This is a genomic window from Sphingobacteriia bacterium, assembly GCA_017304685.1.
GTDB lineage: Bacteria > Pseudomonadota > Alphaproteobacteria > Rickettsiales > 33-17 > JAFKLR01.
Genome location: JAFKLR010000004.1, coordinates 298,538 through 321,624 on the forward strand (window position 1 = coordinate 298,538; position 23,087 = coordinate 321,624).

Consider the following 23,087-nt stretch of genomic DNA (forward strand, 5'->3'; position numbering starts at 1 on the left):
TTATGAAAAATAAAAATGATGTAGTTATAGTTGATGCAATTAGAACAGCGATTACAAGCTTTAATGGTTCTTTTGCGAATATTCCTGCCCATGAATTAGGAGCATTTTTAATAAAAGAATTACTTAAAAGAAATAAAATTAAAGATAATGAAGTTGATGAAGTAATTTTAGGTCATGTATTAACCGCAGGGCAAGGGCAAAATCCCGCACGTCAGTCAACTATAAAATCAGGGTTACATTTTCAAACGCCGGCATGGACTGTAAATCAAGTGTGTGGATCTGGTTTAAAATCAGTGGCGCTTGGCTATCAATCAATAAAATGTGAAAATACTAAAATTGTGATATGCGGTGGCCAAGAAAATATGAGCATGGCTCCTCATGCAATTAAACTTAGAGATGGCATCAAAATGGGTGATGCAAAAATGATTGATACTATGCAAGAAGATGGTCTTACAGATGCTTTTAATCGTTATTTAATGGGTGTTACAGCAGAAAACATAGCTCGTAAATGGAATTTTTCAAGAGAAGCACAAGATGAATTTTCATTAAACTCTCAACAAAAAGCTGAAAAAGCCCAAAAAGAAAATAAATTTAAAGATGAAATTATTCCTTACATTATTTCTACTAAAAAAGGTGATGTGATAATCGATAAAGATGAATTTCCAAGGCATGGTACAACAATGGAAAGCCTTGCTAAATTAAGACCTGCATTTGAAAAAGATGGTACAGTAACTGCGGGTAACGCTTCAGGAATAAATGATGGTGCTGCAACCATTTTACTTACCACAAGAGAACACGCTGAAAGTAGAGGTATGAATATTATTGCTACAGTAAGATCTTGGGCGCAGGCAGGTGTAGAGCCTGAAATTATGGGAGTAGGTCCAATATATGCAAGTAAAAAAGCATTAGAAAAAGCTAATTGGAAAGTAAGTGATTTAGAGCTTATAGAAGCAAACGAGGCTTTTGCCGCGCAAGCAATGTCAGTTATTAAGGAATTAGATTTACCTAAAGATATTGTAAACGTTAATGGTGGAGCTATAGCTTTAGGACATCCAATTGGGGCATCAGGAGCAAGAGTATTAACAACTTTACTTCATGAAATGAAAAGGACAAGTAGTAAAAAAGGTTTGGCAACTCTCTGTATTGGCGGAGGTATGGGGATTGCAATGTGTGTTGAACTTGATTAAGGGGAGAGTCAAATAATATGAGTCGTATAGCAATTGTTACAGGTGGAACTAGAGGAATTGGTAAAGAAATAAGCACAGCGCTGAAAGCAGAAGGTTATACAGTTATCGCAACTTATAATAGTAATGAGAAAGCTGCAGAAGAATTTCAAAAGCAAACCGGTATAAAAGCTTATAAATGGGATGTAGCAAATTTTGATGAATGTATAAAAAATATCAATAAAATTAAAGAAGAATTTGGTAAGCATCCGGAAGTTTTAGTAAATAATGCAGGTATAACTAGAGATAACATGCTTCATAAATCATCATTTGCAGATTGGGATGATGTAATTAAAACTAATTTATATTCATGTTTTAACATGTGCCATGCAATAATTCCTGCAATGAGAGAAAATAATTTTGGAAGAATAATTAATATAAGTTCTATTAATGGTTTAACAGGTCAACTTGGTCAAACTAATTATTCTGCCGCAAAAGCTGGTATGATTGGATTTACCAAAGCACTGGCTAAGGAAAGTGCTATAAAAAATATAACTGTAAATGCTATTGCTCCAGGATACATTGGAACAGAAATGTTAGCTTCCATAAAAGAAGATGTATTACAAAATATAGTAAAACAGATTCCAGCAGGAAGGCTTGGAACTCCAAATGAAATTGCTAGAACAGTTTTATTTTTAGCTTCGGATAATGCAGGGTTTATTACAGGCTCAGTATTATCTGTGAATGGCGGGCAATATATGTAATACCAAAATGGTAGAATGAAAGTAGTGAAGGAAGTAAAAAAAATTGGTCTTAAAAAACTTGGAAATAAAAACCTATATGTATTAATTATAGGTGACAGCGGAGCAATCCTAGTTTATTTCAAGGATTTTAAAGTAGAAAGTAGAATTTATCTTCAAGACTATTCACAAGAATATATTGATCAATTTATACAATTAATAGGTCAAGATAAGAAAGCTCCTATTTACATTCTTCTCGATACCATTGACCAAACTTATAATCTTCAATCTCTTCCAGCGGTTAATGCTTTTAGTATAAATAGCTTAGTAAAAAAGCGTTTAGAAAGAGAATTTCCAGAAGATATATTGAAAGGTAGTATGTTTATTGATCGAGCTACTACTGGTAGAAAAGATTGGAATTATTTATTTATCGGGGCGCCTTTAAATCCCACAATACTTAACTGGATTAATTTAATTGTTAATCTTCCAAATGAATTAAAATCTATTTTGCTTTTACCAGTAGAAGCCCAAAATTTAATAAAATTATATAATCAAAAAAATTATGATAAAACCTCTAAACCACCAACAATTCAACTCTTAGTATTACATACAAAAGTTTCAGGAATCAGGCAGGTGGTAATAAGAAATGGTAAAATAATATTTACCCGCTTGATTTCAAATGGTGAGCAAGAATATGAAGATGTGATAGCAGGACAATTTGAGCAAGAAATAGTAAATACTATTCAATTCATTAACCGAAATAGTAATAAAGAAAACGATAATATTGAAGTTATAGTTGTTTGTTCAACAGATATTAAAAAATTTCTAGCAAAAAATAATAATTATAAAACTTTTACACCTTATGAAATTGCAAAATTTTTAGATATAAATAGTAATGTCTTAGGAAGTGATAGATTTGTTGATGTTGTAATGGCTTCATTAGTTGCTTTTGAGCCAAATATTCTACCTCTGCATATTAAAAAAACTAAGTTACTATATTTTTTCCATGAAGCGATAAAATATAGTAAGCTTATTAGCGCTTTTGTTTTTAGCTTAATTATTGTAATTATAGTCAATTATTTTATAACTACTCAAACCTATAATCAGCAAATTGATATAAATCAGATTCAATTAGCTGAATTTTTAAATAAAATTGAAACCAGAAAGAAACAAAGCAGAATAAATGAAGAAGATTCAATAATTATTAAAGAAGTTACTAAATTATATAAATCTCTAACTACAACAAATATATCACCATTACAAGCATTCAATAAATTTTATAAAGCTTCTAAAAACAATGTAATTGTAAAAAGTTTTGAATGGAAATTAGAAAATGCAGCAAATAATTTAACAGGTAATCAACCTAATCCTAATCCAGTTCTTCTGCCAAATAATGTAAGATCCGTTAGCAATTTTTCTATTAAATTCACTAATACGGGTTCATCATATCAGGAATTATTTGCGAACTTTGAAAAATACATTAAAGATTTAGAGAAAGAATTTAGTGATTACATAGTAGAATATACAAGAATAAATCAACAGATTACTTTTCAAGAACAAACTCAAGAAATTCCTGTCAGTATCACTATAAAAGGGCCAAATAAATGAAATCGCCGACACCGGAAAAAAATCAGGAAAATGTTCAAACTGAGCAAAAAGATAAAAAAATTCTTTATACTGATTTACAAAAAAAATTCGGGGTTAATGTATTTATTGCGTTGGTCGCACTTATAAGTTTTTTATCAACAAATTCTTACTTAAAAAATTTAAAGGATGAAAAAATAAGTCGTGCAAATAGTTTACTAATTCAAGTAAGTACCGCTCAAAATGATTTAGCTGTTTTAGAAAGAAATATTAAAGAATTTGAAGAAAGTAAAAAGTTATGGCAAAAAATAAAGGAACAAAATTCTAAAAGAAATGGTCTGGATTTTGATCTAGCTCGAACTGTAATTAATGGAGTTAACAAAAGTAAATTTTTGTCTTCCTCAATTGATATAAATATAGCGCCACCATCTATTAATCTTAATGACCCAAATTATCGAGTTGGAATAGAAAGCGCAGAAGTTGACGTTAAATTTAAAAATATGAGTGACATTTTATCATTTGGTATTTTAGGGAAAATTACGTCAAATTTTGAAGGCTTTGTTACTTTTAAATATTTAAAAATTGGACGAATTACTGAATTAAATCCTCAATTAATAGAATCATTAAAGAGAGGGATTTATCCAGAAATTATTGAGTGTAGTGCTCAATTCACATGGCAAAATTTAAAGGATATAAAAAAATGAAATCCTTTTTTGTTATGTTGTTTTTTATAAAATTATGTTTCGCAAATGAAATTGATAATATCACGAATGTAAGTTTACCAAGCAATTCAGATGTAAATAATGATTTAAAAATTGATATAGATGAATTGTTTTCTGAAAACGCTCCAAAGAAAGAAAGCTCTTTAGCAACACCTGCGCCTAAAACTGAAACTGCTGTAGTTAAATCAAAAGAAGAAACTCTTATTTCTCCATCAATTAATTTACCTAAACCAAGTGAGACACCTAATAATATTTCAGCGCCCACTATAAAAAAGGAACCTAAACCTATTATTATGCCTCCTACCAATAATACAATTGATAAGGAGTTATCACTTCCATCCTCTGAAATTAAAGATAGTAAACTACCATTAATAAAAGAGAGTGAAAAAGTTGTACCAAAAAACGATAAAGCTATTGAACCAATTCTAGAATTACCTAAGATAAAAACTGACTCACAAACTTCGTCAACTCCAATAATAAAAGACAAAGAGAAAAAAGAGGAATTACCTATAATTAATAATATTTTAAAAGAAAATAATTCTATAGAAGATAGTAAAATTTCTCTTCCAATTATTGATCTATCAACAAATAAGGAAGGTCCTGTTATAAAAGAGAAAGTTGAGGTTAAAGAAACTCCAGTTATCTCGACTACCCCTCAAATTATACAACCTCAACAAAATAATGTGGCCGAGGATAAAAAAATAAAAAATAAAGATTTACAATTTGAAGGGTTGTTGCAACCTTCTGGTCAGAAACCGAAACCAACTCAAAACATACCTAATAATGCTTCTACAACTACCTCAACAACTATTCCATCAGTTACAAAAGACTCTAAAACTTCAGTTGAGAATAAAAATGATGGAGCCAAATATTTAGTAATAGTTACCCCAGATAAACTTTGGGAAAATTCAATAATGTTTAATAACGGAGAAATTAATCAATTACAAAATGCTTTAAATGATTTTCTATATGGTTATACTCCTACTGCTATTAGCTCTAAAGATGGTAAAGACGCACCTAAAATAAAACGTTCTAAACATAATATAAAACTATCGCTTAAGACTATTTTATATTTCTCTCAAACAAATTGGACGGTATGGATTAATAATTTTAAAATTAACTATAAAGATAAAGATAAGCCACTTGCAGGTGGTTTTAAGATAGTTAGCGTGTCACCTAATAGCGTAACTTTAAATGTTAGAATAGATGAAAACACCGAATTGCCAATAAACAGAGACGATTATAAAGATATACCAGGAGAAGAGGTAGAATATAGTCATAATGATAATTATATAGTTATTAGATTGTATTTAAATCAGGTGTTCAATTCTAAAACTTTGAAAATAACTGATGGGGAATATTAATGACTAAAACTGCAATAGAGATATCAAATTTGACAAAATCTATTGATGGAAAAGTTATTTTAAACAATATTAATTTAAATATAATTACAAATAAGATTACTGCATTAATAGGTTTAAATGGAGTAGGGAAAACTACTCTGATTAAATCCATACTAGGTTTGTTAAATTTAGAAAATGGATACATAAAAGTATTTGATAAATCTTTGCCTGATGAAGCCTCTAGAAACAAAGTAGCGTTTTTACCTGAAAAATTTTCACCTTCTTCTTTTCTTAAAGGAAAAGAGTTTTTAAAAATAGCGCTATCTTTTTATAAAAAGGAAGACAATATCAAATTAGCGGATAAATATTTAGGATTATTAAATTTACCCGAGGATATACTTAATTCTGCGGTTAATAAATATTCAAAAGGTATGTCACAAAAATTAGGTTTATTATTTATTATTTTAAGTGAATGTCCTATATGGATTTTAGATGAACCGATGAGTGGGCTCGATGCTTTGTCTCGCCAAGAAGTAATAAATATAATGATTGAGCATAGAGCAAAAGGTGGTACAATATTTTTTACCTCACATTTAATCCAGGGATTAGAAAAAATTTGTGACCAAATAGCAGTTATGGATAAAGGTAAAATAATATTTTCTTCTAGCCCAAGTGAGTTAAATTCGTTATATAATACACAAAATCTTGAAACAGACTTTTTGAAATTATTAGGATATGCATAATTATTATATTTTTTTTAACAACTCTTGTAACGTTTATGAAGTTATAGAAGAAAAATTTAATTTTTTTGCTTTTATTTTCAGTGAAATTTGGCTTCTCTTTAATAAATTTTTTGGTTTATCAATTTTATTTTTTATTTCAATTTTTCTAATTAAATATCATAAATTTTCTTTAGAATTATATTTTGCTTTTATAATATGTTTCAAAGTAATTTTAGGTTTATATGCACCTGATCTACTTAAATTTAAATTAAAATTAGAGGGCTACCAATTAAAAGGAATGGTATTATCTTCATCAAAAGAAACAGCGTTACAGCGCTATTTAGATTATTTTAATTAAACTTAATTAAATTTATTTCAATTTTTCACAAGCATTATTAATTCGATTACAAGCTTCTTTTAAAATTTCCTCACTTGTTGCATATGAAATTCTAAAATAGCCGTCCATCCCAAATGCAATACCTGGAACAACTGCTACGTTTGCTTCTTCTAAGAAGTAAGTAGCCACATCATTTGAGTTTTTAATTATATTTCCAGCAGGAGTTATTTTTTCAAACATTCCTTTACAATTTGGAAATAAATAAAATGCTCCTTCCGATTTAATACAGGAAATATATTTAGAAGCATTTAGTAGTTCTACAACTAAATTTCTTCTTTTTGTAAAAGAGTTTCTCCATTCTGATAAGAAACCCTGAGGACCTTTTAATGCGCCCAAAGCTGCCGCTTGAGAAATTGAAGCGGAATTTGAAGTTGATTGAGATTGAATAATTGACATAGCATTTATTAATTCTTTTGGTCCCCCTGCATAACCAATACGCCAACCTGTCATTGAATATGATTTAGAAACACCATTTAATGTTAAGGTTCTATCAAAAAGCTTTGGTTCAACTTCTGCAATTGTATGAAATTTTAAATTATCATAAATCATATATTCATAAATATCGTCTGAAAGAATATGAACATGTGGGAAATTTAATAAAACTTCACTAATAGCTTTTAATTCCTCATAACTATAAGTAGCCCCTGTAGGATTACTTGGAGAGTTTAAAATTATCCATTTAGTTTTAGGTGTAATAAATTTTGCTAGATCTTCAGCTTTTAATTTAAAATTATTTTCTTCTGTGCAATTAATAAAAACAGGAATTCCTTGTGCAAGTGATACGATATCAGGGTAAGAAACCCAATAAGGTGAAGTAATAATAACTTCATCTCCTGGATTAACGCTTGCCATTATTGCATTGTACAATACTTGTTTTCCACCTGCGCCTACAATAATTTGGTTTAATTCATAATTCAAATTATTATCATTTTTAAATTTTTCTTTTATAGCTTTCTTTAGCTCAGGAGTACCATCAACGTTTGTGTATTTTGTTTCCCCTCTTTTAATAGCTTCAATAGCTGCTTCTTTAATATGATCCGGGGTATCAAAATCAGGTTCACCTACACTTAAAGAAATAATATCAATTCCTAAAGCTTTTAATTCATTAGCCTTTTTACTTACAGCTAAAGTGGGTGAGGGTTTTATATATTTTAATCTTTCAGCAATCAAGGACATGTTAAACCTAATTTAAACTTTTATAAGCTCGACTATTATCTAAGAAAAAAATAAATTGTCTATAGGTTGTTAAAAGTTTTACGCTACTTTTTCAATATGTAAACGTGTAAACACTTCTATAATACCTTCCATAAGCTGTTCAATCATTTGATCAGTATGGAATGGTGTTGGCGTAATTCTTAACCTCTCAGTACCTTTTGGTACAGTCGGATAATTAATATGTTGTACAAAAATATTAAATTCTTCAAGTAAAATCGTAGAGGCTTCTTTACAAAGTACTGGGTTGCCAATCATTATAGGAATAATATGGCTTTCATTTTCTATAATATTAATGTTTTGTTTTTTAAGAAGAGATTTAACTTTATTTACAGTTAAATGAAGTAATTCCCTTTCTTTATTACTATTTTTTAAGTAACGAATACTTGCAAGAGCTGCTGCAGCTAAAGAAGGTGGTAAAGCGGTAGTAAAAATAAATCCTGAGGCATAACTACGAATTGCATCAATTATGTTACTATTTGCAGCAATATATCCTCCCATAACTCCAAAAGCTTTTCCTAATGTGCCTTGAATTATAGTAACTCTGTTCATTAAATTTAAATGTTCGCCAATGCCTCCACCATGTTTTCCATACATACCTACTGCATGTACTTCATCCATATAAGTCATAGCGCGATATTTATCAGCAAGGTTACAAATTTTTTCTAAAGGTACTATGTCTCCGGTCATTGAATATAAAGATTCAAAAATAATAAGCTTTGGTTTTTCAATATCTACAGATTTTAATAATTGTTCTAAATGCTCAACATTATTATGTTTAAAAACATATTTTTCAGCGCCACTTCTTCTTATTCCTTCAATGATAGAAGCATGATTATCTTGATCGGAAAAGATAACTAAATCTGGAATAATTTTACTTAAAGTTGAAATAGTTGCGTCATTAGAGACATAGCCTGAGGTAAATACTAATGCTGATTGTTTATTATGAAGCGATGCTATTTCATATTCTAAATCGACAATAGGAGAATTAGTACCTGAAATATTTCTTGTTCCTCCTGCTCCAGTTCCCATAGCTTCAGTTGTATGCATCATTGCATTAATGACATCACTATGTTGACCCATACCTAAATAATCGTTACTACACCAAAGAGTAATTTCTTTATTATTTTTTTTATTAATTGCCAAAGGAAAGCGTCCATTAATTCTAGAAATGTTTAAAAAATTTCTGTATCTGCCTTCTTGTTTAACTTTTTCTATAGCCTCTTTAAAGTAATTATCGTAATTAATTGGTCTAATATTTTTCATACATAACACCTGATGAATTTTATATACTTTTTTCTGTTAAACAGTTAAAAAATATTATATTTGCAAATATAAACACTAAAACCCCATTAATCTGATGAAGAGAGCCAAAAGCTACAGGCACTTGATATAAAAGAGTTATAATTCCTAAAATCATTTGTGCTACTAGAAGCACTACAAAAATTGAATAAGTTTTACAAAGCGTTTTATTATTAAGCCTTAAAATTTTAAAATATAAAACTAGGCTAAATATGAATAATCCGTAAGAACTTATTCTATGTAAAAACTGCACAGATGCATGGTTTTCTAAAAAGTTAATCCACCAAGGATTTAAATGTAAAATTTCATCGGGTATAAATTTTCCGTTCATAAGCGGAAATGTATTATAAATTAACCCTGCATCAAGCCCTGCTACAAAGGCACCAGTTAAAATTTGTAAAAATACCCAAGTAACTAGAATTAAAGACAATTTACTATATTTGTTAAAAAAATCAAACTTTTTAGGTAAATATTTTATAATTAAATATATCCAGCAAAATATTCCAAGAATTATAATTGCTGTTCCAAGATGAAGAGCAAGTCTATATTGGCTTACATGAGGATTATCAATTAAACCACTTTTAACCATATACCAGCCAATGAAACCTTGAATGGCACCTAAAATTCCTATTCCGATAAAACAATTAATAACATTTCTAGGAAAAGCTTTTTTTATAGCAAAAAAGATAAGGGGGATGAAAAAAATGAAACCGGTTAATCTACCTAAAACTCTGTGAAAATATTCAAGAAAATAAATGAATTTAAATTCTTTTAAACTCATGCCTAAATTAATTTTATTATATTCAGGTGATGTTTTGTATTTATCAAATTCTTGAAGCCAATCATATTCTGACAGAGGAGGAATAATTCCAGTGACTGGTTTCCATTCAACTATTGATAAACCAGAATCAGTAAGCCTTGTTACACCACCAATAAATATCATGAGTATTATCATTACAATACATAAAATAAGCCAGGATAAAATTTGTGATTTGTACTTTATATTTATATTAAGTAAGCTATTATCCATATATATTTAGGATTTATAGGTTGTACCATGCAGAATAATGAGAACATTACATTAAACTTTGTAAAATTTAAAGAACAAAAACAATTTATTTTACCTTGGGTAAATATTTCTATTTTTGCTCTTGCTGTAGCAGGTGTGTTTTCAATTTTAATAGTGTTTTTAAGAACACCTTATTTGCAAAATTTTTTACCTAAAGATTTATTCTCTAATAGCTTAGCGGTACACGTAAATTTATCAGTTTTAGTATGGATGCTTGCAAGCCTTGCCATGTGGTGGAGTATATATTTAAATTCCTCAAAAATAATTAATTTAGGTTCAGCAATTTTATCAGGGTTGGGAGCATTGATAATATCATTATCACCCTTTTACAATTTTGATAAACCTGCTCTTATGAATAATTATGTGCCGATAATAGACAACCCATTTTTCTTTATGGGGTTATTAATTTTTTTAAGTGGAATATTAATTATAAGTACAAAAGTAGCAGTAAACTTCATTGTTAGTTTTAATTTTAAAGATATAAATTTTAATATAGCAGCTTCTAGTAGCGTAATTGTAGTATTAGCTTTATGCAGCTTAGTTGCTGCAAATAATCAATTAAAATTAATACCAGATTCTTCAAATATAAGTAAATTCGAAGCTTATGAAATGCTTTTTTGGGGGTTTGGACATATCCTTCAATTTGCTTTTACTCAAGGTTTCATAGGAGCTTTGATTTTAATCACCCTAAAAGATAAACAAATAGGAAAGGGTGAAGGCTTTTTAATAAACCTTCTCTTATGGATAAATTGTTTAGTAACCATTTTACCTTTGAAAATTCAGATTGCTCAAAATGACTTACTTAAAGATTATGTTGTAGTTTATACTAATCATATGAAATATTATGGCGGTATGGTTCCTACTATTTTCATGATCTATAGCTTATTTAAATTAATACAAAATAAGCCAAAACCTTTATTTAATCTTTATACCTTAAGTATTTTCGGTTCTATTCTATTATTTAGTGTAGGTGGTTATTTAGGTATGCAAATTGTTGGAACTAATGTCAAAATTCCTGCGCATTATCATGGTTCAATTGTTGCAATTACAATAATGTTTATGGGTTTTTATTACTTTTTATTCGAAAAGCTTTTTGATTTAAAATTTAATAAATCTGCCTATTATCAAATAGGTTTATATGCCTTTGGTCAATTAATGCATATTACGGGGCTCGCAATATCAGGGGGTTATGGTGCTTTAAGAAAAAATCCTAACCAAGTTATTGATTTTAAATTAAAAATCACCATGGGAATCATGGGACTTGGAGGACTTATTGCTATAATTGGGGGCTTGACATTTGTTATAAATATGTTAAAATATATCACAAATGTTAATAAATTGTATACTAAAAAATAAATATTTATGTTAAATACATAAAATTCAATAATTTGGGGTTTTGCAATGGCTGAAAATAAAGGACCAACAAAAGGATTCTTTGAAAGGATGAAAGATGCCGCAGGTGAATGGGCAGCAAAACAAGCTGAGAAGCTTATTTTGGCTAGTAATCCTAATTTAAAATATAATCAAAATTATCAGCCACAAGACACTGATGCAAAAATTTATGCACGTGACATTGTAAGAATGAATACACCTGGTTCTGGATTAGTTCATTCAAAATCACATAAACTTGAGGAGCTAGGTAAACATAAAAAACCAGTATTTGATGCCTTAGATTTAGCTATGCCTTCATTAAGTAAAGATTTAGAGCGTGATAGATCAAAATTATACGATGGGTTAGATTTAGATATGCCGTTCCTAAAAAATGATAAAGAGAAAAATCCTATATTAGAAGATGAGAAAACTGCAGAATTTGATCATTTCGCAGAGTTTTTAAAAAGCCTTGAGAAATTAGATGAACTTAGTAAAGATAATGATAAAACTTCTGAAGAATTAAAAGATTTATCAATATTAGAAGATATATCTTTTGATGATACTCCTAAAAAATCTTCAGAGAAAAATAAAAAACTGACTGATGATTCAGAGAAAAAGGCTTCTAAAGTTACTAATAAAGGTGGGAAAAAAGCTGCAAAAGCTTCTAAATTACCTATAGATAAGATTGAGAATGCCGCTGAAATTGAAAGCCCAAAGGCTGCTACCTCTAAAGAAAAAATGGAAGAGAATAAAAGAAGAAAGAAAAATACTGGGCAATCTGAAGCTTAAAATATTAAAATATCCTTCACTTAATCTTATAAAAGTGTTAATATATTAATAGGTTAACGCTTTTATATTATCTAAATGCTAGCAAGATTTATTAAAAGGGTTGTATATATAACGCTTATACTACCTTTATTAATTATTATATATCTAATATGCAGCAACATTTACGAAGTAAATGAGAACAAAAACACATTATTAAAAAGCAAAGTAATTTCACAAAACATTGATTATTTAAAATCCTTAATTATTAATCTTTCTCTCGAACGTACAGAAGGTTACATAAATTTAGTAACAGATGACGTATATAATATTAAACTATTTGAAAAAACTGATTTTAAATATGAAGATATACTCGCAAGTTTCTATTTATTAAAAACAGATGAAACGGTAGTAGATAATTATATTAAAAAAATTAAAGCTTTAAGTAAGAAAAAAGATCACTATATAAAAACGCGTGAAGTTGATATTCAAAAAATAAATCTCTGGTTACAGCAATATACAGATGTAATTCAAAATATTAGTAATCTACCATTATTCTCACAAAGTTTAGATATTACAGAGCTTAAAATTACTGAAAAGATATTGAATGATACTTGGCATCTAATTTTACTTATCGATTTAGAAAGAGCATTAGTAACAGGAGACTTATTTTTACAAAGTGGTAATTCTTCTACTTTAAAACGTGATCTTAAATCAACAGAAACTGAGATTAGTAAATATTGGAATAATATTCACAATTTATCTGTTCGTACAAATGATGAAAACTTTCCCTTAATGCTTGCGAATATTGAAAAAATGTATTTCTACAAATTTTTAAAACTTAAACAACATGCGCTTAGCAATCATACAGCCTTTGACCAAAATTTTGACTATGAAAAATTTTTAAATGTTTCACAAGAAGCTTTATTTAAATTTATTGAATTAAAAATATATTTAGAAAATTTCCTTCAATCTCGTATAACAGAAGCTTTAGAAAATTATAAAGTTGTCTTTCTTAAAAACCTTTCGTTTTTATTAGCTTCAATCGTTTTGTATCTTTTATTAAGTAAAATTGTATTTATGTTATTTTTATTTAAAATCAGATATTACATAAATATTAGAAAGCCTACGAAATCTTATAATTATCAAATTCAGTTAAAAGAACTCTTAAGTCAAATTTCAAATAGTTTAAAAGCCTATGAGAAAAATGATGAAGCCATTTCTAATCCTGTATTAGAAATTATGAATAAAATAGAGGTGTTATTCCATATACTAGTAAAAAATGAAAAAGGTAGTAAGGAATTTTATGGAACTTTAATAGAGCTAAAATCAATTGCTAGAAATATGCTAACTCTCGAGCATAATCAAAAAATTCTTTCCCATGATGTAATCCTAAAGAAAAGCGTACATAACTTGCTTAGTTTAATTAAGAAATTAGATGAAGCAAGCCTTGCCAATGATAATGGCGCACAAATTTTTAATGAAAAATTTATAAAATAGTATACATAATTAAAATTAAGTTTAAAATTTAATAAGATCTATTAAATTTATTTAAATTGATGAAATCTTTATAATTTTTATGGCTAATAAAAAAGATAAAATTGCAATTGCTTTAGAATATGACAAACTCAGTGATGTTGCACCAAAAGTAACGGCAAAAGGTAAAGGGGTATTAGCTGACAAAATTATTGAGCTAGCTCAGAAATATAATATTGAAGTCCACCAAGATAAAGAACTTGCAGAAATATTAGGAGTTTTAGAACTTGATTCAATAATACCTATGGAAGCCTACATGGCGGTAGCAGAAATTCTTTCTTATATATATGATAAAAAGAAAAAGGACGAATCAAATAATGAAGGATAAAATCACTGAAAATCTTGATAAGATAAAATCTATTTTGCAAAGACTTGATATAAATAATTTAGAAGAAGGTCAATTAAATAACATAACTCTTATACGTAATAAAATAATTGAAACGGTAGAAGAAATAAAACTTTTACCTGAAATAGAAAGAGAAATATATTTAGAAGAAATAAATAAAATTTCTTCACAAATACAAGACTATATTTTGCAACTCCAATTAATGCGTGATAAATATAAAGATACAATATTAGATACTCAAACCAATATGAAAGCTTTTAAGCTTTATGAGCAAACTCAAAATAATGGCAATGAACAGAAATGAACGTTAGTTACTACAAATTCATTTTAAGTTTTATTATAGTTATCTCTTTAATTTTAATACTATGGGTAATTATAAAAAAATCTTTTTTAAGTAAGTTTTTAATTACTGGAAATGAGAATTTAAAATATTCCTATCATTTTTTAGATAATAAAAATAAGATAGCAATAATAAATATGAATAATAAAAAATATGTAGTTCTTTTAGGAAGTAACAACATATTACTTGATATTATAAATGAGTAGTAAATGAAAAGATTTTTAGCGTTATTTGTGGTTATTTTAGTTACTGGCTGTATAACAAAAATTAAACATAAAGAAGATGTCATAATTGAAAAAACAGAATTTGAAAAACTGCGCGGTTGGCATCAAGATAATTTAAATGAATTTTGGCCAAGTTTTGTTAAATCGTGTAACAAATTATTAGTGCTTCCTGAAACAAAAAAATTACACATAGGTAACAAATATTACGCTGGTAGTTTAAGAGACTGGCATTTTGTTTGTAGGCACGTAGTTTCAGCTCAACCTCATGACTATAGAAAATTACTGGAAGATTATTTTGATGTTTACAAAGTAAAAAGCTCAAAAAAAGATACAGGTTTATTTACTGGTTATTACGAAGCTAATCTTAATGCTTCACCTAAGCCAACAAAAAAGTATAAATACCCGATATATGTAATGCCACCAGATAAAATTAAAAATATTCCTTACTATACAAGAGAAGAAATTGAAAAAGGTGCTTTAAAAAAGAAAAATTTAGAACTTTACTGGACAGATGATAAAGTAGAATTATTTTTCATGCATATTCAAGGTTCAGGAATATTACATTTACCTAATAAAAAAGCAGTACGTATAGGATATGCAGGGCAAAATGGTCATCCATATGTTGCGATTGGCCGGGCTTTAAAAGAAATGAAAGCAGTACCAGATAACGATTCATCGGCTGAAACAATTAAAAGGTGGTTAAGACATAACCCTGAAAAAGCTGATTACATTATGAATAAAAATCCATCTTACATATTTTTCAGAGAAGTTGATGCCGTAGATGGGCCTATAGGTTCACAAGGTGTTGAGCTTACATCACTTCGCTCAATCGCTATAGATAAAAAATTTATACCACTCGGTGTTCCTATGTGGATGGAAACAGTAATTCCAGCTACTGCCTATACTATGGAAAAACCTGTAGGTTCAATGGTAATGGCGCAAGATACGGGTGGGGCGATAAAAGGCGCAATTAGGGCAGATGTATTTTTTGGTCATGGTAAAAAAGCTGAATTACTCGCAAGTTCTATGAAATCAAAGGGTAGATATTTTGTATTAATTCCAAAAACAGTAAATATAAGAGATTAATGAAGAAAGTTACAATTTATACTGATGGTGCTTGTTCAAAAAATCCAGGTCCTGGAGCTTGGGCAGCTATATTAATTTATAATAATAGCGAAAAAATTGTTAGTGGTTTCGCGCCTGACACAACAAATAATCGTATGGAACTTATGGCAGCGATTGAAGCTTTAAAAGCTTTAAAAGAAAAATGCGAAGTAAATTTATATACTGATAGCCGTTATGTTAAACAAGGCATTACGGAATGGATTGAAAAATGGAAGCGTACCAATTTTAAAGATAAACAAAATGTTGATTTATGGCTTGAATTAGATGAGATATCTAAAAAGCATGAAATTTCTTGGCATTGGGTACAAGCTCATAGTATTCACGAATTAAATAATAGGGTTGATGCTATTGCAAGAGGTGTTGTGAAGCAATATTTAGCAGAAAAAGTATAAATGAATTTTAAACATTTTAACAAAAGAAAAATAAAGCAAAAAATTTAAAATCGCTTGAATATTAGGTTGCTTTTATTAAGTATATAATATTAGACTATTATTAATTACCATTCCAAATTTTTATCAATAAAACATGTATAAATACTTAGCTTACCTTTTAATAATCCTATTTTCTTATTCAGCGATTGCTGAATCACAAATAGATCTTGATGATGACGAGACTAAAACAATTTTTTATAAAAATATGCTAATTGATGGACACAGAATTCATCTCTTATCTTTTAATACTTCCGATAATGAAATAAGAATTGTTAAAGCTCATAATATAGTGAATGGACGTGAAAAATTAGATTCTATAGCTAAAAGAAATTATGCAGATGCAGCTATTAATGCCAGTTTCTTTGAAATGAATAATGAAAATGACGGCGCTCCTGCTGATATTTTGAAAATTGATGGCAAATGGGTAGGATATGAACCAGGTAAATATTCAATTATAGCGTGGAACGATGGTAATTTTATATTTGATATTCTAAACATTGAATTAAAACTTTGTTCACTTCAAAATGATTGTGTAAAAATCGATCATATAAATAAAAAAGATATGGTTGGAGTAACATTATTCAATGATTTTTATGGTAAATATGTTTTAGAATCTTTACCTAAATATCCGCATATTGTTACAGATATTCAAAAACAACCAGTATTGCCTAATGATGGAGAAATCCCAATAGGTGATGGTTTTGTTGCAATGATTCCAAAAACTAATAAAGATCTTATTAAAAAAATGTGGGGCGATTATAAAATTATAAAAACTGAGTTTAATTTAAAATATAATACTAATTTAAATATTGATAAATTTGATAATATCGTTTCTGGTGCGCCATTACTTATTGCTGAAGGGAAACCGGTTGCTTCAAAATATGTAGGAGATTTACCAAAAAACTTTGTTAATCATCATCATGCAAGAACAGCCATTTGTAAAATTGATAATACTTTTAACTTAATTGTAATTGATAATGATTATAGTAACAGCTTTTATAAAATGACAATTAATGATGTATATGAAACATTAAAATCCAAAGGTTATTCACGTGACTGGATTTATAAAGCTCAATATAGCGAAATTCAAAAAGTTATTACTAAAGATAATAAAATAACTTCAAAAGGTATGTCGTTAAAAGAATTAACGGATTATCTTTTAACACTCAAATGCGACTGGGCTATTAATCTAGATGGTGGTGGATCGTCTAGCATGTATTATGAAGGAAAAATTGTAAATAACCCAACAGGTGATAAAGACGAAGGTAATGGAATAAAAGCACTTAGAAGAATTTCTGATGCAATTATTATAAAGAAGAAATGGTACTAGAAATATGCATTTAGGTTTATATCAGCACTATAAAGGCAATTTTTACAGAGTTATGGCAGTAGGTAGGTTAGAAGAAACTTTAGAAGAAGTAGTAATTTACCATGCTATGCAAGGTAACTATGAGGTTTGGGTTAGACCAATAAAGGTTTTTAATGAAACAATTGAAATTGAGGGAAAGGAAATTCCACGATTTAAGTTTATTAAACCTTTATTTTCTGAAGCGGAAGTTTTAATTTCATAAAAGGAGTTTTTTATATGAGAAATAAAATAGAAAATAATAAAAGAAATACTTCTAAATCTACACGTTCGATGGATTTTGCGCTTTGTGCAATGGTTTTAGATTATCCTCCTTTTGAAATAAGAATGATACAAGAAGAAAGAGCGAAAACTAAAGTTAAAGCTCCAGAACATCTTAATTTCCATATTCTAGGTTAAGAACTCTAAATATAAATAAATTATAAATAGACAAGTTTTTATAAATAAATATTATACGTTTTTATAACTTAAAAGCGTATAATATTTATGATAGCGAAAGCAAAAACGGTTACCTTTAAAGGCTTGCAAGCGATTGGTGTAGATGTAGAAGTGCATATGTCTAGCGGCCTTCCTGCTCTTATAATTGTGGGGCTTCCTGATAAAGCGGTTGCAGAGTCAAGAGAGCGAGTAAGAGCTGCTCTTCAATCAATTGGCCTTGCATTACCTCCAAAAAGAATAACAATTAATTTAGCACCAGCAGATCTTTATAAAGAAGGTAGTCATTTCGATTTACCAATCGCAATTGCTATGCTTACTTGTATGGGAATTGTTCCTCCTGAATATCTTAAAGAATATGTAATAGCAGGTGAGTTATCGCTTGATGGAAATATAAACCCGGTAAATGGTGTATTACCCATGGCAATGTTTGCGGTTAGTCAGCATATGGGATTAATATGTCCTGAAGGAAATGGAAAGGAAGCGGCCTGGGCAGGAGATTTAAAAATACTTTCTCCTTCTAATTTAATATTACTTTTAAAACATATTAAAGGAGAAGAATTACTAAATCATCCTAAACTTAATGAAGATGTAACAGAAGAATTTACTAAGCAATATAATTTAGCAGATATTAAAGGTCAGAAATTAGCAAAACGCGCACTTGAAATTGTAGCAGCGGGCAGACATAACATGTTAATGATAGGGCCACCAGGCGCAGGCAAATCAATGCTTGCAAAGCGTTTGCCTAGTATCTTACCTAAAATGACAGCAGAAGAAATATTAGAAACAAGTACAATTGCAAGTATTTCAGGTTTAATTGCTGATGGAAAACTTCAAAGTGAGCGTCCATTTAGATCTCCACACCATTCTTGTTCAATGGCTGCTATGGTTGGTGGTGGAATTGGTAATAAGGTAAAGCCTGGGGAAGTTTCACTTGCACATAACGGAGTGTTATTTCTTGATGAATTGCCAGAATTTTCACGAGTAGTATTAGATGCACTAAGACAGCCCATTGAATCTAGGGAAGTTTTAGTATCACGTGCGCAAACACATGTAACCTTTCCTGCAAAATTTCAACTTATAGCTGCTATGAACCCATGTCATTGTGGATATTTAAATGATGTGGAAAGAGCTTGTAGTAAGGCACCGCGTTGTTCTGAAGATTATACTAATAAAATTTCAGGACCAATAATGGATAGAATAGACATATATGTAAGCTTACGTAATTTATCTTTAAAAGAAATAAATGAAGCAAGTGAAGAAAAGGAAGAAAATAGTAGCGAGGTATTAGCAAGGGTAAAAGCCGCATTTGAGATTCAAAAAGAAAGATATAAAAATTTATCTATTAATTTTAATTGCGATTTAGAAGGCGAATATTTAACAGAGTTTGTAAAACTTAATAAAGATGCAAAAGAGCTGTTAGAAAATGCGATGGAAAAATTAAAATTAACTATGCGCGGCTATACAAGAATTATGCGAGTTGCGAGAACAATAGCTGATTTATCCGCAGAAACAGAAATAAATAAGTTTCATATAGCAGAATCTATAAATTATCGTAATTTAAATTTGCAAGCAAAACTGCGGGACTTGGCGTAGTTGAAGAAAAGAAATAAAAAAAAATCGAAAAAAAATGAAAAAAATATGAAAAAGAGTGTTGACAGTAAGTAATCTTAAATGTATAAGTTGGGAACTCGAATACAAAAAAGCTGTTTAAAAAGTTTAGAAAAAACATAGGTAGTGACGCTTGTGAGATTTTCCTGAATTTATTCAGGAACGTTAATTTTTAGGATTATAACTTGAGAGTTTGATCCTGGCTCAGAGTGAACGCTAGCGGCAGGCCTTACACATGCAAGTCGAACGGACTTACTAGCTTGCTAGTAAGTTAGTGGCAAACGGGTGAGTAACACGTGGGAACCTACCCAATAGTCTGGAATAACAGTTGGAAACGACTGCTAATACCATATATTCTCTGCGGAGGAAAGATTTATCGCTATTGGATGGGCCCGCGTCAGATTAGGTAGTTGGTAGGGTAATGGCCTACCAAGCCAACGATCTGTAGCTGGTCTGAGAGGACGAACAGCCACACTGGAACTTAGACACGGTCCAGACTCCTACGGGAGGCAGCAGTGGGGAATATTGGACAATGGGCGCAAGCCTGATCCAGCCATGCCGCGTGAGTGAAGAAGGCCCTAGGGTTGTAAAGCTCTTTTAGTAGGGAAGATGATGACGGTACCTACAGAAAAAGCACCGGCTAACTTCGTGCCAGCAGCCGCGGTAATACGAAGGGTGCTAGCGTTACTCGGAATTACTGGGCGTAAAGAGCGCGTAGGCGGCTTATTAAGTTGGAAGTGAAATCCCAGAGCTTAACTCTGGAATTGCTTTCAAAACTGATAGGCTAGAGAATAGTAGAGGATGGTGGAATTCCTGGTGTAGAGGTGAAATTCGTAGATATCAGGAGGAACACCGGTGGCGAAGGCGGCCATCTGGGCTATATCTGACGCTGTGGCGCGAAAGCGTGGGGAGCAAACAGGATTAGATACCCTGGTAGTCCACGCTGTAAACGATGAGTGCTAGATATTAGAAATATATTTTCTGGTGTCGTAGCTAACGTGTTAAGCACTCCGCCTGAGGAGTACGATCGCAAGATTAAAACTCAAAGGAATTGACGGGGACCCGCACAAGTGGTGGAGCATGCGGTTTAATTCGATGCTACGCGAGAAACCTTACCAGGCTTTGACATGTCGATCGCGAGAGCAAGAAATTGCTTTCTTCAGTTCGGCTGGATCGAACACAGGTGTTGCATGGCTGTCGTCAGCTCGTGTCGTGAGATGTTGGGTTAAGTCCCGCAACGAGCGCAACCCTCGCACTTAGTTACCAGCGGATAATGCCGGGGACTCTAAGTGTACTGCTCGCGATAAGCGAGAGGAAGGTGGGGATGATGTCAAGTCATCATGGCCCTTACAGCCTGGGCTACACGCGTGCTACAATGGCGGTGACAACGAGATGCAATAGGGCGACCTGGAGCAAATCTTTAAAAGCCGTCTCAGTTCGGATTGCACTCTGCAACTCGAGTGCATGAAGTTGGAATCACTAGTAATCGCGGATCAGCATGCCGCGGTGAATACGTTCTCGGGTCTTGTACACACTGCCCGTCACGCCATGGGAGTTGGTTTTATTCGAAGTCGGTGAGCTAACCGCAAGGAGGCAGCTGACCACAGTAGAATCAGCGACTGGGGTGAAGTCGTAACAAGGTAGCCGTAGGGGAACCTGCGGCTGGATTACCTCCTTTCAAAGACAAATTTTGGCGTCACTACCTTTGTTTTTTCTAAGCTTTTTTGTTTCATCAATTTAAGGTATCAATATGAAAAAAAAATTGTTAATTCTCCAATTTTTTTTAGCTCTTATTTCAATTTCTAGTATATCTATTGCTGATAATCAGATCACATCAGTTGAATCATCATTAAAAAAATTACTTCCTAATGAAAGAATTAGAGTAAGATATGTAAATAATAACGTAGCGCTTCATGGTGAAGTTTCTTCACAAGAAGTGGCTAGAAAAGCTATTGAAATTGCTTCTGAATACGTTAGTGAAGAAAAAGAAGTTATTAACATGTTGACCGTAAAATATGGTCAACAAGTTATGTTAAAAGTAAAATTTGGTGAAATAAGTAGAAGTCAATTATCAGATGTACAAGCTACATGTGGACATTCACCAAAAACATTAACAACATGTTTAGACAGTTTATCAAAAAAAGGCGTATTTAAATTATATGCTGAACCAAGTTTAGTAGCTATTTCAGGTGAATCTGCTCAATTTTCATCTGGTGGTGAAATTCCTTTACCTGTAACTGATGCAAATGGTTTAAGAACAGTTTCTTATAAACCATATGGAATAAGAATGTCATTTACACCAAAAGTTATTACAGCACAAAATGTAAGAATAAATGTTGAATATGAAGTTTCTGAGATTATCAAAACAAATTCCATATCTACAGCAGGTGGTCAATTACCTACATTTAATAAAAGTCACGCATACACAACTGTAGAATTAGCTCCAGGTGAAAGTTTTATGATAGCTGGAATTATAAAAGATAATGCAGATTTATCAGCTAAAAGAAATGGATTGTTTTCAATGTTATCAGGTGTAATGTCACCTCAAAGCTCATATGAACAAAAAGAAATGGTAATTTCAATTACTCCATATTTAGTAAATCCTGCAAGTTCAGATAACATTAAATTACCTACTGATAATTTTGAAGCTGAAACAGAATTAGATAAGCTTTTAAGTAAAAAATTAGGTGAAAAAGATTCTAATAAATCAAGTTTTGTTTTAGATTAAAAAAATCTAGCAAAGGTTTTTATTAGTATATATAATAGGTGATTAATATATCTGTCTAACTAATTTTAAATAAGTAATTTGTATGAAATCACTTGCTATTCTAATCACTTCAATATTTATCTTATCCAGTTGTGTAATAAGCGACACATCATCAAGTTTTGGCCAATATAAAGCAACTAAATTATATAACAAAACAGATGAAAGCGTAAGCTTCATTGTTAGTGATGATGAATCATTTTTAGATCTTCAAAATTGGCTTAATACTGATGATACAAAATATCATGCTAACTTAACTTTAGGCTTTAGTAAGCAATTAAATAAAAAAGTTACTTCACTTTTAAATAAGAAAAAAATAAAGTTTACAACATCAAAACATAAATCTGATCTTTTACAAATCGAGTTGTTTAGTGAAATAACTCAATTAGTTAAGTGTAAGGATAATTCGTTTGGATGCGCTAATAATAGTAATTTACTTAATATGGTAAGAGATAAAAATCAGCTTATTTCTCCAAGTGTAAGTAAAAATGTAAAATCTTACACATTAAACTAATAATT

23 protein-coding genes and 1 rRNA gene are annotated in these 23,087 nt (G+C 30.3%); 21 read left to right on the forward strand and 3 right to left on the reverse strand.

Annotation, left to right across the window (positions count from 1 at the left end):
- Positions 1–2: 2 nt before the first annotated feature.
- Genes J0H68_06830 through J0H68_06860 form a run of 7 tightly spaced genes read left to right on the forward strand, consistent with a single transcriptional unit; the run spans position 3 to position 6,632 of the window.
- Complete coding sequence (locus J0H68_06830; protein ID MBN8828403.1) at positions 3–1,187, forward strand: acetyl-CoA C-acetyltransferase; 1,185 nt, start codon at positions 3–5, stop codon at positions 1,185–1,187.
- Between the two features lie 17 nt (positions 1,188–1,204).
- On the forward strand, positions 1,205–1,927 hold the full coding sequence (locus tag J0H68_06835) for a 3-oxoacyl-ACP reductase (GenBank protein ID MBN8828404.1): 723 nt from the start codon (positions 1,205–1,207) through the stop codon (positions 1,925–1,927).
- A gap of 15 nt (positions 1,928–1,942) precedes the next feature.
- Complete coding sequence (locus J0H68_06840; protein ID MBN8828405.1) at positions 1,943–3,511, forward strand: hypothetical protein; 1,569 nt, start codon at positions 1,943–1,945, stop codon at positions 3,509–3,511.
- Positions 3,508–4,191, forward strand: a complete 684-nt coding sequence (locus J0H68_06845; GenBank protein ID MBN8828406.1) for a hypothetical protein — start codon at positions 3,508–3,510, stop codon at positions 4,189–4,191. The genes J0H68_06840 and J0H68_06845 overlap by 4 nt, the downstream gene beginning before the upstream one ends.
- Positions 4,161–5,573 carry a hypothetical protein gene (locus tag J0H68_06850; GenBank protein ID MBN8828407.1) on the forward strand — a complete coding sequence of 471 codons (1,413 nt, stop codon included), beginning with the start codon at positions 4,161–4,163 and terminating at the stop codon, positions 5,571–5,573. Before J0H68_06845 ends, J0H68_06850 begins: the two co-directional genes overlap by 31 nt.
- Positions 5,573–6,295, forward strand: a complete 723-nt coding sequence (locus J0H68_06855) for an ABC transporter ATP-binding protein (GenBank protein MBN8828408.1) — start codon at positions 5,573–5,575, stop codon at positions 6,293–6,295. Before J0H68_06850 ends, J0H68_06855 begins: the two co-directional genes overlap by 1 nt.
- Positions 6,288–6,632, forward strand: a complete 345-nt coding sequence (locus J0H68_06860; protein MBN8828409.1) for a hypothetical protein — start codon at positions 6,288–6,290, stop codon at positions 6,630–6,632. The genes J0H68_06855 and J0H68_06860 overlap by 8 nt, the downstream gene beginning before the upstream one ends.
- 12 nt (positions 6,633–6,644) lie before the next feature.
- Here J0H68_06860 and J0H68_06865 read toward each other — a convergent pair whose 3' ends face one another.
- The 3 genes from J0H68_06865 to J0H68_06875 form a co-directional block, all read right to left on the reverse strand.
- The gene (locus J0H68_06865) at positions 6,645–7,847 is read right to left on the reverse strand and encodes a pyridoxal phosphate-dependent aminotransferase (protein MBN8828410.1); all 1,203 of its coding nucleotides are present in this window, start codon (positions 7,845–7,847) and stop codon (positions 6,645–6,647) included.
- 78 nt (positions 7,848–7,925) lie between these two features.
- On the reverse strand, positions 7,926–9,149 hold the full coding sequence (hemA, locus tag J0H68_06870) for a 5-aminolevulinate synthase (protein MBN8828411.1): 1,224 nt from the start codon (positions 9,147–9,149) through the stop codon (positions 7,926–7,928).
- Positions 9,150–9,168: 19 nt separating this feature from the next.
- Positions 9,169–10,128, reverse strand: coding sequence for a COX15/CtaA family protein (locus J0H68_06875; GenBank protein MBN8828412.1), 960 nt, complete (start codon positions 10,126–10,128; stop codon positions 9,169–9,171).
- A 114-nt stretch (positions 10,129–10,242) separates the two neighbouring features.
- Between J0H68_06875 and J0H68_06880 the strand changes: the two genes are divergently transcribed.
- The 14 genes from J0H68_06880 (at position 10,243) to J0H68_06945 (ending at position 23,082) form a co-directional block, all read left to right on the forward strand.
- Positions 10,243–11,610 (forward strand): hypothetical protein, encoded by a 1,368-nt coding sequence (locus tag J0H68_06880; protein ID MBN8828413.1) that lies wholly within the window; start codon positions 10,243–10,245, stop codon positions 11,608–11,610.
- Positions 11,611–11,655: 45 nt separating this feature from the next.
- Complete coding sequence (locus J0H68_06885; protein ID MBN8828414.1) at positions 11,656–12,414, forward strand: hypothetical protein; 759 nt, start codon at positions 11,656–11,658, stop codon at positions 12,412–12,414.
- A 75-nt stretch (positions 12,415–12,489) separates the two neighbouring features.
- The gene (locus J0H68_06890; protein ID MBN8828415.1) at positions 12,490–13,890 is read left to right on the forward strand and encodes a hypothetical protein; all 1,401 of its coding nucleotides are present in this window, start codon (positions 12,490–12,492) and stop codon (positions 13,888–13,890) included.
- Between the two features lie 79 nt (positions 13,891–13,969).
- Positions 13,970–14,254, forward strand: coding sequence for an EscU/YscU/HrcU family type III secretion system export apparatus switch protein (locus J0H68_06895; protein ID MBN8828416.1), 285 nt, complete (start codon positions 13,970–13,972; stop codon positions 14,252–14,254).
- Positions 14,244–14,576, forward strand: a complete 333-nt coding sequence (locus J0H68_06900) for a hypothetical protein (GenBank protein MBN8828417.1) — start codon at positions 14,244–14,246, stop codon at positions 14,574–14,576. Before J0H68_06895 ends, J0H68_06900 begins: the two co-directional genes overlap by 11 nt.
- 245 nt (positions 14,577–14,821) lie before the next feature.
- Positions 14,822–15,922 (forward strand): MltA domain-containing protein, encoded by a 1,101-nt coding sequence (locus J0H68_06905; GenBank protein ID MBN8828418.1) that lies wholly within the window; start codon positions 14,822–14,824, stop codon positions 15,920–15,922.
- Entirely contained in the window at positions 15,922–16,353 is a 432-nt protein-coding gene (gene rnhA / locus J0H68_06910; GenBank protein ID MBN8828419.1) for a ribonuclease HI, read from the forward strand. The genes J0H68_06905 and rnhA overlap by 1 nt, the downstream gene beginning before the upstream one ends.
- A 1,168-nt stretch (positions 16,354–17,521) precedes the next feature.
- Positions 17,522–17,722: a phosphodiester glycosidase family protein gene (locus J0H68_06915; GenBank protein MBN8828420.1), complete on the forward strand. Its 201-nt coding sequence runs from the start codon at positions 17,522–17,524 to the stop codon at positions 17,720–17,722.
- Between the two features lie 4 nt (positions 17,723–17,726).
- Positions 17,727–17,963 (forward strand): DUF1653 domain-containing protein, encoded by a 237-nt coding sequence (locus tag J0H68_06920; protein ID MBN8828421.1) that lies wholly within the window; start codon positions 17,727–17,729, stop codon positions 17,961–17,963.
- Between the two features lie 14 nt (positions 17,964–17,977).
- Positions 17,978–18,157 carry a hypothetical protein gene (locus J0H68_06925; protein ID MBN8828422.1) on the forward strand — a complete coding sequence of 60 codons (180 nt, stop codon included), beginning with the start codon at positions 17,978–17,980 and terminating at the stop codon, positions 18,155–18,157.
- A gap of 87 nt (positions 18,158–18,244) precedes the next feature.
- Positions 18,245–19,789 carry a YifB family Mg chelatase-like AAA ATPase gene (locus J0H68_06930; GenBank protein ID MBN8828423.1) on the forward strand — a complete coding sequence of 515 codons (1,545 nt, stop codon included), beginning with the start codon at positions 18,245–18,247 and terminating at the stop codon, positions 19,787–19,789.
- A 196-nt stretch (positions 19,790–19,985) separates the two neighbouring features.
- Positions 19,986–21,482 (forward strand): 16S ribosomal RNA (locus J0H68_06935).
- A 72-nt stretch (positions 21,483–21,554) separates the two neighbouring features.
- On the forward strand, positions 21,555–22,532 hold the full coding sequence (locus J0H68_06940) for a BON domain-containing protein (GenBank protein MBN8828424.1): 978 nt from the start codon (positions 21,555–21,557) through the stop codon (positions 22,530–22,532).
- 82 nt (positions 22,533–22,614) lie between these two features.
- The gene (locus J0H68_06945) at positions 22,615–23,082 is read left to right on the forward strand and encodes a hypothetical protein (GenBank protein ID MBN8828425.1); all 468 of its coding nucleotides are present in this window, start codon (positions 22,615–22,617) and stop codon (positions 23,080–23,082) included.
- Positions 23,083–23,087: the final 5 nt, after the last annotated feature.

Bases quoted from the DNA above. Each gene is read 5' to 3' on its own strand.
- J0H68_06830 (MBN8828403.1), top strand. From the start codon at position 3: ATGAAAAATAAAAATGATGTAGTTATAGTTGATGCAATTAGAACAGCG.
- J0H68_06835 (MBN8828404.1), top strand. From the start codon at position 1,205: ATGAGTCGTATAGCAATTGTTACAGGTGGAACTAGAGGAATTGGTAAA.
- J0H68_06840 (MBN8828405.1), top strand. From the start codon at position 1,943: ATGAAAGTAGTGAAGGAAGTAAAAAAAATTGGTCTTAAAAAACTTGGA.
- J0H68_06845 (MBN8828406.1), top strand. From the start codon at position 3,508: ATGAAATCGCCGACACCGGAAAAAAATCAGGAAAATGTTCAAACTGAG.
- J0H68_06850 (MBN8828407.1), top strand. From the start codon at position 4,161: ATGGCAAAATTTAAAGGATATAAAAAAATGAAATCCTTTTTTGTTATG.
- J0H68_06855 (MBN8828408.1), top strand. From the start codon at position 5,573: ATGACTAAAACTGCAATAGAGATATCAAATTTGACAAAATCTATTGAT.
- J0H68_06860 (MBN8828409.1), top strand. From the start codon at position 6,288: ATGCATAATTATTATATTTTTTTTAACAACTCTTGTAACGTTTATGAA.
- J0H68_06865 (MBN8828410.1), bottom strand. From the start codon at position 7,847: ATGTCCTTGATTGCTGAAAGATTAAAATATATAAAACCCTCACCCACT.
- hemA (MBN8828411.1), bottom strand. From the start codon at position 9,149: ATGAAAAATATTAGACCAATTAATTACGATAATTACTTTAAAGAGGCT.
- J0H68_06875 (MBN8828412.1), bottom strand. From the start codon at position 10,128: ATGATATTTATTGGTGGTGTAACAAGGCTTACTGATTCTGGTTTATCA.
- J0H68_06880 (MBN8828413.1), top strand. From the start codon at position 10,243: ATGCAGAATAATGAGAACATTACATTAAACTTTGTAAAATTTAAAGAA.
- J0H68_06885 (MBN8828414.1), top strand. From the start codon at position 11,656: ATGGCTGAAAATAAAGGACCAACAAAAGGATTCTTTGAAAGGATGAAA.
- J0H68_06890 (MBN8828415.1), top strand. From the start codon at position 12,490: ATGCTAGCAAGATTTATTAAAAGGGTTGTATATATAACGCTTATACTA.
- J0H68_06895 (MBN8828416.1), top strand. From the start codon at position 13,970: ATGGCTAATAAAAAAGATAAAATTGCAATTGCTTTAGAATATGACAAA.
- J0H68_06900 (MBN8828417.1), top strand. From the start codon at position 14,244: ATGAAGGATAAAATCACTGAAAATCTTGATAAGATAAAATCTATTTTG.
- J0H68_06905 (MBN8828418.1), top strand. From the start codon at position 14,822: ATGAAAAGATTTTTAGCGTTATTTGTGGTTATTTTAGTTACTGGCTGT.
- rnhA (MBN8828419.1), top strand. From the start codon at position 15,922: ATGAAGAAAGTTACAATTTATACTGATGGTGCTTGTTCAAAAAATCCA.
- J0H68_06915 (MBN8828420.1), top strand. From the start codon at position 17,522: ATGTCGTTAAAAGAATTAACGGATTATCTTTTAACACTCAAATGCGAC.
- J0H68_06920 (MBN8828421.1), top strand. From the start codon at position 17,727: ATGCATTTAGGTTTATATCAGCACTATAAAGGCAATTTTTACAGAGTT.
- J0H68_06925 (MBN8828422.1), top strand. From the start codon at position 17,978: ATGAGAAATAAAATAGAAAATAATAAAAGAAATACTTCTAAATCTACA.
- J0H68_06930 (MBN8828423.1), top strand. From the start codon at position 18,245: ATGATAGCGAAAGCAAAAACGGTTACCTTTAAAGGCTTGCAAGCGATT.
- J0H68_06940 (MBN8828424.1), top strand. From the start codon at position 21,555: ATGAAAAAAAAATTGTTAATTCTCCAATTTTTTTTAGCTCTTATTTCA.
- J0H68_06945 (MBN8828425.1), top strand. From the start codon at position 22,615: ATGAAATCACTTGCTATTCTAATCACTTCAATATTTATCTTATCCAGT.